At 69.7% G+C, this 13,393-nt stretch carries 11 protein-coding genes; 6 read left to right on the top strand and 5 right to left on the bottom strand.

Features of this window, described 5'->3' with window-relative positions; genetic code table 11:
- Positions 1-14: 14 nt before the first annotated feature.
- A complete protein-coding gene (locus tag AC060L_RS35690) occupies positions 15-1,700 on the bottom strand; it encodes an ISAzo13 family transposase (protein ID WP_483801924.1) in 1,686 nt (561 codons plus the stop codon).
- 128 nt (positions 1,701-1,828) lie between these two features.
- Between AC060L_RS35690 and AC060L_RS35685 the strand changes: the two genes are divergently transcribed.
- Complete coding sequence (locus AC060L_RS35685) at positions 1,829-2,197, top strand: non-heme iron oxygenase ferredoxin subunit (RefSeq protein ID WP_483803148.1); 369 nt, start codon at positions 1,829-1,831, stop codon at positions 2,195-2,197.
- Positions 2,194-2,949, top strand: a complete 756-nt coding sequence (locus AC060L_RS35680; protein ID WP_483803147.1) for a thioesterase II family protein — start codon at positions 2,194-2,196, stop codon at positions 2,947-2,949. The genes AC060L_RS35685 and AC060L_RS35680 overlap by 4 nt, the downstream gene beginning before the upstream one ends.
- A 158-nt stretch (positions 2,950-3,107) precedes the next feature.
- On the opposite strand, the gene AC060L_RS35675 is transcribed toward AC060L_RS35680, so the two are convergent.
- Together AC060L_RS35675 and AC060L_RS35670 are read right to left on the bottom strand one after the other, a co-directional pair.
- On the bottom strand, positions 3,108-3,890 hold the full coding sequence (locus AC060L_RS35675; RefSeq protein ID WP_483803146.1) for an AfsR/SARP family transcriptional regulator: 783 nt from the start codon (positions 3,888-3,890) through the stop codon (positions 3,108-3,110).
- 183 nt (positions 3,891-4,073) lie between these two features.
- Positions 4,074-4,625 carry a TetR-like C-terminal domain-containing protein gene (locus tag AC060L_RS35670; protein ID WP_483803145.1) on the bottom strand — a complete coding sequence of 184 codons (552 nt, stop codon included), beginning with the start codon at positions 4,623-4,625 and terminating at the stop codon, positions 4,074-4,076.
- A gap of 226 nt (positions 4,626-4,851) precedes the next feature.
- Between AC060L_RS35670 and AC060L_RS35665 the strand changes: the two genes are divergently transcribed.
- The 3 genes from AC060L_RS35665 (at position 4,852) to AC060L_RS35655 (ending at position 9,542) form a co-directional block, all read left to right on the top strand.
- Entirely contained in the window at positions 4,852-6,327 is a 1,476-nt protein-coding gene (locus tag AC060L_RS35665) for an MFS transporter (protein ID WP_483803144.1), read from the top strand.
- 137 nt (positions 6,328-6,464) lie between these two features.
- On the top strand, positions 6,465-7,997 hold the full coding sequence (locus AC060L_RS35660) for an FAD-dependent monooxygenase (RefSeq protein WP_483803143.1): 1,533 nt from the start codon (positions 6,465-6,467) through the stop codon (positions 7,995-7,997).
- A gap of 93 nt (positions 7,998-8,090) precedes the next feature.
- A complete protein-coding gene (locus tag AC060L_RS35655) occupies positions 8,091-9,542 on the top strand; it encodes an FAD-dependent monooxygenase (RefSeq protein ID WP_483803142.1) in 1,452 nt (483 codons plus the stop codon).
- Positions 9,543-9,767: 225 nt separating this feature from the next.
- On the opposite strand, the gene AC060L_RS35650 is transcribed toward AC060L_RS35655, so the two are convergent.
- Together AC060L_RS35650 and AC060L_RS35645 are read right to left on the bottom strand one after the other, a co-directional pair.
- Positions 9,768-10,994 (bottom strand): cytochrome P450, encoded by a 1,227-nt coding sequence (locus AC060L_RS35650; protein WP_483803141.1) that lies wholly within the window; start codon positions 10,992-10,994, stop codon positions 9,768-9,770.
- Positions 10,995-11,023: 29 nt separating this feature from the next.
- Positions 11,024-12,274 (bottom strand): cytochrome P450, encoded by a 1,251-nt coding sequence (locus AC060L_RS35645; RefSeq protein WP_483803140.1) that lies wholly within the window; start codon positions 12,272-12,274, stop codon positions 11,024-11,026.
- 214 nt (positions 12,275-12,488) lie between these two features.
- On the opposite strand from AC060L_RS35645, the gene AC060L_RS35640 reads away from it, so the two are divergent.
- Positions 12,489-13,370: a TIGR03620 family F420-dependent LLM class oxidoreductase gene (locus AC060L_RS35640; RefSeq protein ID WP_483803139.1), complete on the top strand. Its 882-nt coding sequence runs from the start codon at positions 12,489-12,491 to the stop codon at positions 13,368-13,370.
- Positions 13,371-13,393 lie beyond the last annotated feature (23 nt).

The following is a 13,393-nucleotide window of genomic DNA, read 5'->3' as shown; positions in this document are numbered from 1 at the left end:
GGGCTTGCAGATCATCAACTCGCAGTCTTGATCTCTGCCGGAAGAGTGATGCCTTGGGTCGTGGCGAGCTTGTAGAGGGCGTCCAGGTCGGACAGTTGGGCTCCGGCAGGCTCGATGGTGTGGCCTGCGGCCTGGAGGAGGTTGCGGACGTCGCGGATGCGGCGGTTGACGGTCTCGGGTGTGACACAGAAGAGCCGGGCCACGGCGACCTGCGGGAGACCGAGCCGCTGGTGGAGCAGAACGGCCAGGAGGCGGTCGGCCAGGGTGAGAACCGGTCGCCGGCCGGTGGTGCCGTCGCCCTTGACGCGGGGCCGGTGGCCGCGCCGCTTGTCGAGTTGGCCCTCGCGCTGGGTGTCGTGGAGGGACGTGAGCGTGGTGATCAGGGCGTCCCACTCGGGTGCGGGTAGGCCGGTCAGGATCGGGTGGCAGAGCCAGGCGAGGTCGGGGCTGGGTTGGTCGAACGGGTCGGGGGCATCGCTGACCTGGGCGTATTCCTCGGGCCGCAGGGAGTAGTTCCACTCGCCGTGCCAGTCGTGGCGGTCCAGGGGCAGGGCGTCCATCTGCCGGTCGCCGACCGTCACACCGGTGGGGTAGGTGGCCGTGTCGAGTTCGGCGTGGACGGTCAGACCGGTGCGGGTGGTCGTTGCGGCGATGCTGTTCACGATGACCTCGTGGCTGCTCAGGGGCCTGCCGCGCCAGTTCATGGTGATGTGGGAGAACAGCCGGTGTTCGACCCTGTTCCATTTAGATGTACCCGGCGGAAAATGACACACAGTGATGATCAGGCCGGTCTCCACGGCGAGGGCAGCGAGTTCGGCCTTCCAGGCACGGGTGCGGTAGCCGTTGGAGCCGCCGGCGTCCGCGGTGACCAGCAGGCGCCGGGCACCGGGGTAGGCGGTGTGCCCGGCGCCGCGCCACCATCGCCTGATCGATTCGACCGCGAACGCGGCGGTGTCGTGGTCGGTGCCCACGTTCACCCAGCCGGTGTTCGCGGCCAAGTCGTAGATGCCGTACGGGATCGCCTTGCCCAGTTCCTTGTCGGGGAAGTCATGGGTGGAGACCGCGACCGGGTGGCCTGCGCGCTCCCACTCCCGGCCGCCGTTCTTGTAGGGGCCGACGAGCTCTTTCTTCTTCGTGTCCACGCTGACCACCGGGTCGCCACCCGCCTGGTGAGCCTTGGCCTGTTCGTTGATGTAGCGGAACTGGCCGTCCCGGTCGGGATGTTGGCGACCCTCGATGGTCTTGGCGTTGCCCTGGAGGCTGAAGCCCTCCTCGCGCAGCAGGTCCCCGACCGTGTCCGCCGAGATCCGGTACCCCTGGCGGGTGAGCCGGTCGGCGAGGTGGCGGGTGGACTTGGTGGTCCAGCGCAGCGGGGACATCGGATCGCCGCGCTCGTCGGGCTCGACCAGCGCCAACAGTGCGGTTCGCAGGGCGGGTTCCAGGTCGACGGCGCGCTTGCGGCCGCCGCCCGGCCTCCGCACCCGGCCCAGCGGCGGCTCGCCGGACTCCAACTCGTCCACCCCGGCGGACACGGTCGCCTCACGCACCCCGGCGGCACGGGCGACGTGCCTGATCCCGCCATGCCCGATCGACCGGGCCTCCGCACCCAGCAGCAACCGCCGCTGCCGCTCGTCCAGGTGCGGCATGATCGCCTCGAACTTGGCCTGCAGCAAAGCCTGCTGCTCCCGCGATGTTCTCATAGCACATCAACGAGCCAGAACACCGGAAGCCACGGGTTACTTCTCTGCAAGCCCTTAGAGCCGGTTTAGGACCGGGCGTCATGCTCACGGAACGGAAGATCGCCCCCACAACACCCCAAGGAGCTGGGATGAGCCGGAGCTACGTCCGCGCCTGCGCGCTGGCCGATGTGCCCGAAGAAGGCGTGCTCGCCGTCGACGTCGAGGGGACCAAGGTGGCCGTCGTGCGCAGCGCCGGCGAGGTGCACGCGATCGAGGACCGCTGCACCCACTCGGACATACCGCTGTCGGACGGCGAGGTGTACGACGGTGTGATCGAGTGCTGGCTGCACGGCTCGTGCTTCAACCTGCGCACCGGCGAGGCCGACAGCAACCCGGCCACCGAGCCCGTGCCGGTGTACAGCACGAAGGTCGAGGGGGACTCGGTCTTCGTCAGCCTGTCGGGGGGCGACCAGCCCGGGGACGAGCAGCCGAGGGAGAACCAGGGAGCGACGCGATGACCATTGCCACGACCGACGCCCAGCTATGGATCCGGCGCTTCCACCAGGCTCCGGCCACGGCCCCGCGGCTGGTCTGCCTGCCCCACGCGGGCGGCAGCGCCAGCTACTACTTTCCGTTCTCCGCCGCGCTGGCACCGACGGCGCAGGTCCTGGCCGTGCAGTATCCGGGTCGCCAGGACCGCCGCAACGAGCCCAGCCTCAGCACGGTGCCCGAGCTCGCCGAGGCCATCTTCGGTGCTCTGGCACAGGTGCCCGACCTGGGCGAGTTCGCGATGTTCGGCCACAGCATGGGCGCGGTGCTCTCCTTCGAGGTGGCCGGCCTGCTCGAACGGCGGCTGGGGATCCAGCCGGTGCGGCTCTTCGTCTCCGGGCGCCGGGCGCCGTCCAGAGTGCGGCAGGAACGCGCCTACACCCTGAGCGACGACGGGCTGGTGGCCGAACTGACCACCCTCGACGGCACGGACTCCCGGCTGCTGGCCGACCCGGAGATGCGCGAGCTGCTGCTCCCGATGATCCGGAGCGACTACCGCGCCATCGAGACCTACCGGTGCGAACCCGGCGCGACCGTGTCCTGCCCGATCTCGGTACTGACCGGCGATGCCGATCCCCGTACCAGCATCGAGGAGGCAGGAGACTGGCGGCTGCACACCACTGCCGACTGCACGGTCAGTGAATACAGCGGCGGCCACTTCTTCCTCAACGACCACCAGCCGGAAATAACCGACCTCATCACCCGCACAACCGGCTGGTAGCTTTCCGAACTGTTCCGGCCGGTAGCTTTTCGAATTGTCCCAGCTGGTAGATTTCCGATTGTTCCGGCCGGTAGCTTTCCGAATTGTTCCGGCCGGCATAATTCCGCCGACCCCGAAAGGGGTGACCCGCAGGACGATGGCGGCCTGCGGGTCACCCCTCAAGAGGCGAAAGCGGTCAATTCGTGGCCACAGCGGACTTCTCCGACGAGAATTGCCTGATGCAGCTCGCGCAGCGCCCTGCAGGGCTCGACTCCGAGCTCATCACCCAGGGCGATCCGGGCGGATTGGTACACGCGCAGGGCATCGGCCTGACGGTCCGCCTGATAGAGCGCCATCATCAATTGCCGGTAGAACGTCTCCCGCAAGGGGATCTCGGAGATCAGCCGGAACAGCGGACCGACCAGCTGCCGGTACTGGCCCATGGCCAGGCGCGTCTCCATCTGGAGCTCCAGGCACTCCAGCCGGGCCTCCTCCGCCCACACGGTGAAGCCCTGGATGATCGGGCCGTCCCCGCGCAGGTCGCCGAGCGCGCGGCCCCGCCACAGCCCGAGGGCGGTGCTGAGCTCGCGATCTGCCTGGTCAAGGCGGCCCAGGAGGAGCTGGTCGCGCCCTGCGGTCATGTGCCGCTGGAACTCGTGGACGTCGAGCGTGTCCTCGCCGAGCGACAGGCGGTACCCGGGCGCCCGGGTCACCAGCCGGCTCTCACCGGAGCCCGGGCGGGCCAGGAACTTGCGCACCTGGGACACGTAGACGTGCAGGGAGGCGTTGGCCCGACGCGGCAGATCCTCGTGCCAGATCTCCGCGATCAACTGGTCGACGCTGACGATCTGGTCGACTCTGATCAACAGCACCGCGAGCAGTGCCTGCACTTTTCGGGCATTCAGGTAGGATTCCCGCCCCTCGTCGAGGACGCGGATCGGGCCAAGTATTCGATACTCCATGCTTTCTCAATCCCCCGTGCATCTGCGAAGCAGTTCCGGGCCGACCGGGCATGCACCTGTCGACCCGAGCCACACACTGCCAGAGAATCAGCTGAACCCACATCAGGGAAACTACGTAGGCGTTCTGCTACTCCCGGTTGACAAGCCCGCCGCTCGGGTACCACCATCAGCCCGGGGCCTGGATTACACGGTAACCAGCGGCACGAGAATGTCGTCGACGATGGATACCAGATAATCGTCCGGAACGGACGGGCCCTGGTGCACGACATAGTGGACGATCATGGCCTGGCCGACCGTCGCGACCATCTCGGAGTCGGCGCCCGGCCGAACCCGGCCGTCACCGACACCGGCTCGGAGAACCCCGAGCAGCATCTCGTGACACGGGTCCATGACCCGCTGACCGACCACGACGTGCATCATCCCCCCGGCCGCCTCACCGGCCTCGCTCCGGATGACCTGGAAGACAGTGCCGTGCGTGAGGGCGATGGCATCACGCACACAGCGCAGGATCGCCAGGAGATCCCCCCGCACGTCTCCGGACAGCACGATCGCGGAGGGAGTGGGCAGCACGCTGCTGAGTGCCGACGCGACGAGCTCGTCGCGGTTCGCCCACCTGCGGTACAGCGCGGCCTTGCCGGTACCGGCGCCGGCCGCGACGCCTTCCATGCTGAGGCCCGCGTAACCGACGGTCCGCAGCTGCTCGAGGGTGGCATCCAGGATCGCCTGCTCCAGCACCTTCCCGCGCCTACGTGTACCTGAACTACCCACGGCTGCTTGCCCGTTGGCATCTGTCATGACCTCAACACCTCCGACTGGACGCCGCGCACAGCCACTTGCGAGCCACTCCCCGCCCACCTATAGTGAACGCCATCGTCTACTGTTTTAGTGAACGCCATCGTCTACTGTTTTTGGCGAACTTTCGCATCATCACCCATCGGAGGGGACTGTGTCCACCACATCCATGCGCACTGGGACAGGCGGCGCCGGCAGCGTTTCCACCCGCCAGCGCAAGCCCGGAATCGCCCTGCTGGTGATCGTGCTGAGCCAGTTCATGGTGGGTCTCGACGCCACCGTCGTGAACATCGCTCTGCCCGACATCCGGGCCGACCTCGGGTTCTCGGGCACCAGCCTGGCCTGGGTGAGCAGCGCTTACACGCTCGCCTTCGGCGGACTGCTCCTGCTCGGCGGCCGCGTCGGCGACATCCTGGGCCGCCGCAAGGTCTTCATCGCCGGTCTGGTCCTCTTCGGTGCCGCCTCGCTCTGCGCCGGCCTGGCCAACACCGGTGGGATGCTGCTCGCGTGGCGTGTCGTCCAGGGCATCGGTGCCGCTCTGGCCGCGCCCAACTCGCTGGCGCTGATCGCCAGCAACTTCGAGGACGGTCCCGAGAAGAACAAGGCCTACGGCGCGGTCGCCGGCTCCTACGCCGCGAGCCTGGCGGTCGGCCTGCTCGCCGGTGGACTCCTCACCTCCACGGTCTCCTGGCGCTGGGTCATGTTCATCAACGTGCCGTTCGCGCTGCTGGTGCTCGTCCTCGCCCCGAAGTACGTCGTCGAGGCGGAGCGCCACCCGGGCAAGTTCGACCTCGGCGGCATGATCCTCTCCGCCGGGTTCATGACCTCGCTCGTCTGGGGTCTGCTGCACGCCGCCGGCAGCGGCTGGAACAACAGCCAGACGCTGGGCGCGCTCGGCGTGGCACTGGTCCTGCTGATCGCCTTCTTCGCCGTCGAGGGCAAGGCCGCGCAGCCGCTGCTCCCGCTGGACCTGTTCAGCAGCCGCAACCGCGCCGGTGGCTACTTCAGCCTCGTCGGCCTCGTCGCGACCATGGCCGCGATGAACTTCTTCGTCAGCCAGTACCTGCAGGACGGCCTGAACTTCAGCCCGCTGACCGCCGGCTTCGCGTTCCTGCCGATGGCGGTCGCGATCCTGGGCGCCGGCGCCCAGGCCGCCAAGCTCCTCGGCAAGACCGGCCCCAAGCCGGTCATCCTGATCGGTGCCCTGATGATCGGCGCCGGCATGCTGTGGATGTCGCGGGTCTCGGACTCGACCACGTACCTCAGCGGCGTGCTCGGCCCGATCCTGCTCTTCGGTGCCGGCGCCGGCCTGGCGATGACCGCGCTGTCCGGGGTCATCCTCTCCGACGTGTCCGGCAAGAACGCCGGGTCCGCGGCGAGCGTCCTGGAGGTCATGCAGTGGATCGGCTTCACCCTCGGCATCAGCATCCTCTCCACGGTCTTCGGATCGGCCAGCCGTGACGCCGCTGCCAAGGTTCCCGGCAACGCCCACCACGCGCTGGTCGAGGGTCTGGGGTCGGCCTTCACCGCCTCCCTCGCCTTCGTGGCCATCGCCATCGTGATCGCGATGCTCGCCATCAAGTCGGCCGCCCCGCAGCCGGCGGCGGCCGCTGCCCCCATGGACGAGGCCGAGGTGCCGGCCTGACCGGCCTGCGCACTCCGTCTCCGCACCGACACCTCCGGACCCCCGCTGGAGGTGTCGGTGTTTGCGTTTCCCGCGACGGCCCCGACCGGAGCGGCCTTAAACACTCCTTCAGGACGGGTTTAGGGGTACCGGCCAGGGTGGATCCAAACACCCCTGCCTGGCTGCAAGCCGCGAAGGAGTACGTCGTGAGTCGAACCGTCGTGATTGCGGGTGGTGGGCCCGTTGGCCTCATGCTTGCAAGCGAGTTGAGCCTGTCGGGCGTCGAAGCCGTCGTCATCGAGCGATTCACCGAACCGAGCGACTACTCGCGCTCGTTGACCCTGCACGCCCGGACCGCGGAGGTGCTGGAGCAGCGCGGGCTGAACCGGTTCAGCGAGTACCCGCGGGTCGCCTCGTACAATTTCGGGCTCGTCGAGCTCCAGGACTACATCGACGACGACAGCCTGCTCCCGCTGCTCGTACCGCAGCGGGACATCGAACACCTGCTGGAAGAGCGGGCGATCGAGCTGGGCGCCGACGTCCGACGTGGTCAGGAGGTCGTCGGCTTCGAGCAGGACGAGTCCGGAGTCACCGTCACCGTGCGCCCCGCGGAGGGCCCCGAGTACCGGATCACCGGCGCCTACCTGGTGGGCTGCGACGGCGGCAGCAGCCTCGTCCGCAAGCTCGCCGGGATCGACTTCCCCGGCACGGTGTCCACCGCCGACGGCCTGACCGCCGACGTGATCACCCCGGAGGACGTGGAGGAGTTCATCCACCCCACGATCTGCCAGCCCGGGATGTACGCCTCGATCCCGCTGACCCCCGGTCTGCACCGGGTGACCGCCTTCGAGTTCGGCGTGCCCAAGACGAGCAAGGACATCGTCCCGACGGTCGAGGAGTTCCAGGCCAAGTTCCGCAAGTGCGCGGGCCGCGACCTGGGGATCCTGGCCACCGGCGAGGTCCGCCACCTCTCCCGGGTCGGCAACGCCACCCGGCTCGCCGCCCAGTACCGCAAGGGCCGCGTCTTCCTCGCCGGCGACGCCTGCCACATCCACCTGCCGATCAGCGGCCAGGGCCTGAACACCGGCGTGCAGGACGCGCTCAACCTCGGCTGGAAGCTCGCGGCCGAGCTGAACGGCTGGGCGCCGGCCGGGCTGCTCGACAGCTACGAGGCCGAGCGCCGGCCGGTCGGCGAGCGGCTCTGCTGGAGCACCAGCGCCCAGGACGGCCTGCTGTTCCCGCTGGACCAGGTCGCTCCGCTCCGCGAGCTCTTCACCGAGCTGGTGAAGATGGACGCGGTGAACAAGTTCCTGATGAGCACCCTCAACGGGCTGGGCATCAAGTACGAGATGGACCCGAACGGTCAGGGCGGCCGGCCGGCGCACGAGCTGGTCGGCGGCCGCGTACCGGACGGCAAGGTGTCCACCGCCGACGGCGAGATCACCCTCTCCGAGACGCTGCACACCGCGCGCGGGGTCCTGGTCCTGCTGGGCGGCGAGGAGCTGCCCGAGGACCTGGCCGCCGGATGGGCGGACCGCGTCGACGTGGTCCGGGCCGGGTCGAACCCCGAGATCGACGCCGCCACGCTGCTGATCCGTCCCGACGGGTACGTCGCCCACGCGGACCGGACCGGCGCGGACCGGGACGTCCTGCGCGGCGCACTGCAGACCTGGTTCGGCCGGCCTTCCTGAGCCGCCTTCCCGAGCAGCCTTCCCGGGCTGTCTTCCTGAGCCGCCTTCCTGACACCTGTGGTTTTCGCACCACTGACATAAGAGGAGTCTGTTGTGAGCCGAACAGTTGTGATCGCGGGAGGCGGCCCGACCGGGCTGATGCTCGCCGGCGAGCTGAGCCTGGCGGGCGTGTCGGCCGTCGTGCTCGAACCGCGCGCCGAGATCATCGAGCACTCCCGCGGCATGGCGGTGCACGGGCGCACCCTGGAGCTCCTGGAGCAGCGCGGGCTGGCCGACGACCTGCGCGCCCAGGGGATCTTCGCCTGGCCGCGCACGCCCTTCGCCTTCCTCTGGCTCGACCTGGACAGCGTGGGTCCCGAGGACTTCACCTACGGCATGCCGCAGTGGCGCACCGAGAAGCTGCTGGCGGGCCGGGCGGCCGAGCTCGGCGCGGACATCCGGCGCGGACACGAGCTGGTCGGCTTCACCCAGGGCGCGGACGGCGTGACGGTGACCGTGCGCTCCCCCGAGGGCGAGTACGAGCTGCCGGCGGCCTACCTGGTGGGCTGCGACGGGGCCGGCAGCGCGGTGCGCCGACTGGCGGGGATCGGTCAGCTCGACCACGGGTCCTCCTCTTATTACGGCGTGCTCGGCGATGTGGAGGTCGCCGAGGGCGAGGCGTTCGACGCCGGGCTCCACCCGGCCGGTGTGTTCGGTGCGATCCCGATCGGGCCCAGCACGCTTCGGCTGATGACCATCGAGTTCGACGCGGAGCCGGTCGCCGCCGACGTGCCCGTCACGGAGGCGGAGCTGAAGGCGAGCATCGAGCGGATCGTGGGCACGTGCCCCGAGATCAAGGAGACCCGCTACCTCGCCCGGTTCGGTGAGCAGAGCACGGTGGCCGAGCGGTTCCGCGAGGGCCGGGTCCTGCTGGCCGGCGACGCGGCCCACGTGTCCTTCGTCTCGGGCACCCAGGGGCTGAACGCGGGCCTCCAGGACGCGGTGAACCTGGGCTGGAAGCTGGCCGCCGAGATCCGCGGAGACGCGGCCCCGGGCCTGCTCGACTCGTACCACGAGGAGCGCTACCCGGCCGCGGTGCAGGCCTGTACGCACGCCCGGGCCCAGATGGCCCTCATGCACCCGCTGTCCAAGGTCACCCCGCTGCGCGGGCTGTTCGAGGAACTGCTCCAGTTCGAGGAGGTCAACCGCTACCTGCTGGAGATGCCCACGAAGGTGCGGTACCCGGCGCCCGCCCCCGGCGACCACGAGCTGGTCGGCCGGCGGATCGGCGGCACCGCGCTGTTCACCGCCGACGGGGAGACCAGTGTCGCGGCAGCGCTGCGCGGCGGCCGGGGTGTGCTGCTCCGGCTCACCGACGACAGCGGCGACCAGGCCCCGGTCGAGGGCTGGCAGGACCGGGTGGAGAGCGTGACGGCCAAGCCGGTCGCCGAGATCGACGCGGACCTCGTGCTGCTCCGGCCGGACGGGCACGTCGCCTACGCCGGTTCGGACGCCGAGGCGCTCGACCGGGCGCTGCGGACCTGGTTCGGCGAACCCGGCCGCTGACAGCCGTAGCGCGCCGAAAGCCGTGTGCCCCGGGCGAATACCCGGGGCACACGGCTCTGTGTCGTCGTCGGCAGTAGTCGTCGGCAGAGATCGAGTCGTCAGAGCTCAAGTGGTCAGGGATCAAGCGGGTGGCAAGCACGGCGGGACCGGCCGGGCGGCTGATGCAGCCGCCCGGCCGGTCCCTCGGGTCTCGCGGCCGGATCGGCCCCCGCTCCCTCCCGCGCGCTACCAGACGACGGGGAGTTCCGGCATGGTCACGCCGTAGCCACCCTCGGACCAGGGAAGGTCCTCCGGCGCCTTGGCCAGCCGCAGGTTCGGGAACCGGTCCAGCAAGGCGGTGAGCATCAGTTCCAGCTCGGTGCGGGCGAGGTGCACCCCGACGCAGTAGTGACGGCCCGCGCCGAACTGCATCGTGCCGGGCTGCCGCGGCCGGTCGAAGCGGACGGTCTCCGGGTCCGGGAAGGCCTCCGGGTCGTACGCCGCCGCCACCAGCGGAGTGAAGACCGCCTGTCCGGCCTTGATGGTGCCCGCGCCGGAGACCAGCTCCACGTCCTCAGTCGCCAGGCGCATCAGTCCGGTGGCGCCGCCGCCGGGCGGGTTGTGCCGGAGCAGCTCCTCGATCGCCGCCGGGATGAGCGACCTGTCCGCCTGCAGGGCCTCCCAGAGGTGCCGCTGGCGGAGCAGGGTGAACGTCATCCGGCTGATCGAGTTGGCGATGGTCTCGTTGCCGCCGATGATCAGCGTGCGGATCGTCGAGACCAGCTCGTCCTCGGACAGCCGGTCGTCCCGGTCACGGGCGCTGATCAGGTGGTCGATGAGCGCGTCGCCGGGCTCTTCGCGCCGGCGCCGGGCCAGCGCCACGACGTAGTCGTTGAAATCGGTGGCTGCCTTGTCCAGCTCCTCGCGGGGCATGGCGAAGGAGAGCCAGGCGGAGACCCACTTCAGCAGCTGCTCGCCGTCCTCCTCCGGGATGGCCAGCATCTTGCAGGTCAGCTTGGTCGGCAGCTTGTAGGCGAAGGACATCAGGTCGGCGGGCTGGCCGACCTTCTCCATCTCGTCGAGCAGGAGGTCGATGCTCTCCTGGACCTGCGGGCGCCAGGCCTCGGCGCGCCGCGGGGTGAACGCGGAAGCCAGGATCCGGCGCAGCCGCAGGTGGTCCTCACCGTGCATGTTGAGCATGATCGTGGGGTCTTCGAGCATCAGCAGGTTGTGGAACAGCCGCGGCGCGTCCGGATCGGAGAAGTCGCGCGTGAACCGGCGGTCGTCGCTCATGATCTGCTGGATGTCGGCGTGCTTGAGGGCGAGCATCGCCCGGTCACCGGTGGGCAGGGTGACTTCGCTCAGGGGACAGACGGCCCGCCTGCGGGCGAACTCGGGCGGCGGGGAGGACATCGGCCCGTCCGGGAACGGGAAGGGCGCGGGTGCGTCCTCGGTCTGCGGGATCTCGGTCATGAGGCAACCCTTCTGGGGGGGGGATCGGACTACCAGGCCGCGGGAAGGCAGGGCATCCCGACGTTGAAGCTGCTGTGGTCCCAGGGGAGTTCCTCGGGCTTGATGGTCATGTGCAGCGTCGGGAACCGGTCCATCAGCGCGCTGAGGGCGATCTCGATCTCGGCCTTCGCCAGGTGCGCCGCGGGGCAGTAGTGCCGGCCGGCGCCGAACATCATGGTCGACGAGGACTTGGGGCGGTCGAGCTTGAACTTCATCGGCTCCGGGAACACCTCCGGGTCGTGCGCGGCGCCGATGATCGGCGTGGAGATCCACTGGCCCTTGCGGACGAGCGTGCCGGACGGCAGCTCCACGTCCTCGGCGGCCATCCGCAGGATGCCCACGGAACCGCCGCCGGGCGGGTTGACGCGGAGCAGCTCCTCGACCGAACCGGCCAGCAGCGAGCGGTCCTTGACCAGCATCTCCCAGTGGTCCCGCTCGGAGAGGAGGGTGAGCAGCGCCCGGCTGATGCCGTTGCCGATCGACTCGATCCCCGCGACGACCATGGAGCGGATCATCGACTCCAGCTCGGCGTTGGACATCCGCTCGCCATCATCGTGGGCGTTGACCAGGACATCGACCAGGGCGGTGCCGGGGTTGGTCCGCGCGCGCTCCACGGTCGCGTCCACCCAGGCGCTGAACTCGGCCTGCACGGCGGCCATCTCGGCCTGCTCGGCGACGGAGACCCAGGTGCCGACCCAGCGGATGAGCCGGTCGCCGTCCGAGTCGGGCAGGCCGAACTGACGGAGGATGAACTTGACCGGCAGCAGGTTCGCGAACTGGGTCATCAGGTCGGCCGGCGAGCCCTTGGCCTCCATCTCGTCGATGACCGCGTCGACGAGTTCGCGGATCTCCTCGCGCCATCCGTCGACGCGTCGCGGGGTCATCGTGGGGTTGATGATCCGGCGCAGCCGCAGGTGGTCCTCGCCGTGCATGTTCATCAGGAGCGTGGGGTCCTCGAGGACCTCCATGTTGGGGAACAGCTTCGGCGTGTCGTCCTCGGAGAGGTCGCGGATGAACCGGCGGTCGTCGCTCATGATCGCGAGGATGTCGGCGTGCGTCACCGCCAGCAGCACCTTGTCGTCGAGCGGCAGGGTGACCTCGCTGACCGGACACTCCCTGCGGCGCCGGGCGAACTCGGGTGACGGCGTGCCGTGCGGCCCCTCCGGGAACGGGTACCGGTCGGGCCCCTGGGGGAACGGGAAGGCACTGGGACTGGCTTCGGGCGCGACGGTTTCGGACACGGAAAACCCCTTCGACGGGCGGAGCTCGGTCGGCATTCGGCACCCGATGCTCGACCCGCGGCCTTAGGGACGGCTAAAGCGATTCCTTCGGGCCCCCGGCCGGGCGTGCGGCCGGCCGGGCGGCCGGAATCCGAGCCTCCGCTGGTAGTGAACGGTCCCGTGCCGTATTGTGAATCGCAACTCAACTACCTTTGAGAGCAAGGATTTTTCACTGATGAATGACGCCAGGCTGGATGTCGGCCGCCTCGGGCTGTGGACCAATCAGTTCGACAACCTGCCGATCTCACAAGCGGTGGAGGCGACCCGGGAGATCGAGGAGCTCGGCTACTCCGCCCTCTGGCTCGGTGAGCTCTCCGGGCGTGAGGCGATGACCCAGGCATCCCTGCTGCTCTCGGCGACGTCCCGGCTGAAGGTGGCCACCGGCGTCGCCACCGTCTACGGGCGCGACCCGGTGACCATGGCGCAGGCGCAGCGGACGCTGCACGAGTGTTTCGGCGACCGGTTCGTGCTCGGCCTCGGGATCAGCCACCCGTGGTTCGTGGAGCAGGTCCGCGGGCTGTCGTTCGGCCCGCGCGTGCCCACCATGCGCGACTACCTCGACCGGATGGACGCCGCGCCGTTCGGTCCTCCCGGAGCGCCGAAGCAGCTCCCGCGGGTGATCGGCGCCGTCGGCACCAACATGCTCGCCCTGGCCGCCGAACGCGCCTCCGGCGCCGTGCCCTTCGGCATGCCGGTCGAGCACACCGCGCGCACCCGGGCGCTGATGGGCCCGGACGCGTTCCTGGGGGTGTTCCAGGCCGTGCTGCTCGGCCCCGAGGACCGGACGACGCGGGAGATCGCCTGGCAACACGTGTCGGAGTCGCTGCCCAACCGGGCGGACATGCTGCGCGGGCTCGGCTACTCGGTCGACCTGGCGGGCCCGGACGCCGAGCGGCTGGTGCGCTCCCTGGTCGTCTGGGGCGGCCAGGACGCGATCGCCGCCCGGGTCAAGGAGCACCTGCACGCGGGTGCCGACCACGTCTCGCTGTCCGTGATCGGCACCGGTGACGTGCTGCCGCGACAGCAGTGGCGCGAGCTGGCCGGCCTGCTCGACTGACAGGCCGTCCGGCCGGCCTCACC

The organism is Kitasatospora sp. NEAU-69, from assembly GCF_057158765.1.
The sequence above is the reverse complement of the archived record's forward strand: the minus strand, read 5'-3'. Positions and strand labels throughout refer to the sequence as shown.

What these genes read in the sequence shown, in the direction of transcription:
- AC060L_RS35650 (WP_483803141.1), bottom strand. Translation starts at nt 10,994, where the DNA reads ATGACCGAGATCCCGCAGACCGAGGACGCACCCGCGCCCTTCCCGTTC.
- AC060L_RS35665 (WP_483803144.1), top strand. Translation starts at nt 4,852, where the DNA reads ATGCGCACTGGGACAGGCGGCGCCGGCAGCGTTTCCACCCGCCAGCGC.
- AC060L_RS35690 (WP_483801924.1), bottom strand. Translation starts at nt 1,700, where the DNA reads ATGAGAACATCGCGGGAGCAGCAGGCTTTGCTGCAGGCCAAGTTCGAG.
- AC060L_RS35675 (WP_483803146.1), bottom strand. Translation starts at nt 3,890, where the DNA reads ATGGAGTATCGAATACTTGGCCCGATCCGCGTCCTCGACGAGGGGCGG.
- AC060L_RS35685 (WP_483803148.1), top strand. Translation starts at nt 1,829, where the DNA reads ATGAGCCGGAGCTACGTCCGCGCCTGCGCGCTGGCCGATGTGCCCGAA.
- AC060L_RS35640 (WP_483803139.1), top strand. Translation starts at nt 12,489, where the DNA reads ATGAATGACGCCAGGCTGGATGTCGGCCGCCTCGGGCTGTGGACCAAT.
- AC060L_RS35680 (WP_483803147.1), top strand. Translation starts at nt 2,194, where the DNA reads ATGACCATTGCCACGACCGACGCCCAGCTATGGATCCGGCGCTTCCAC.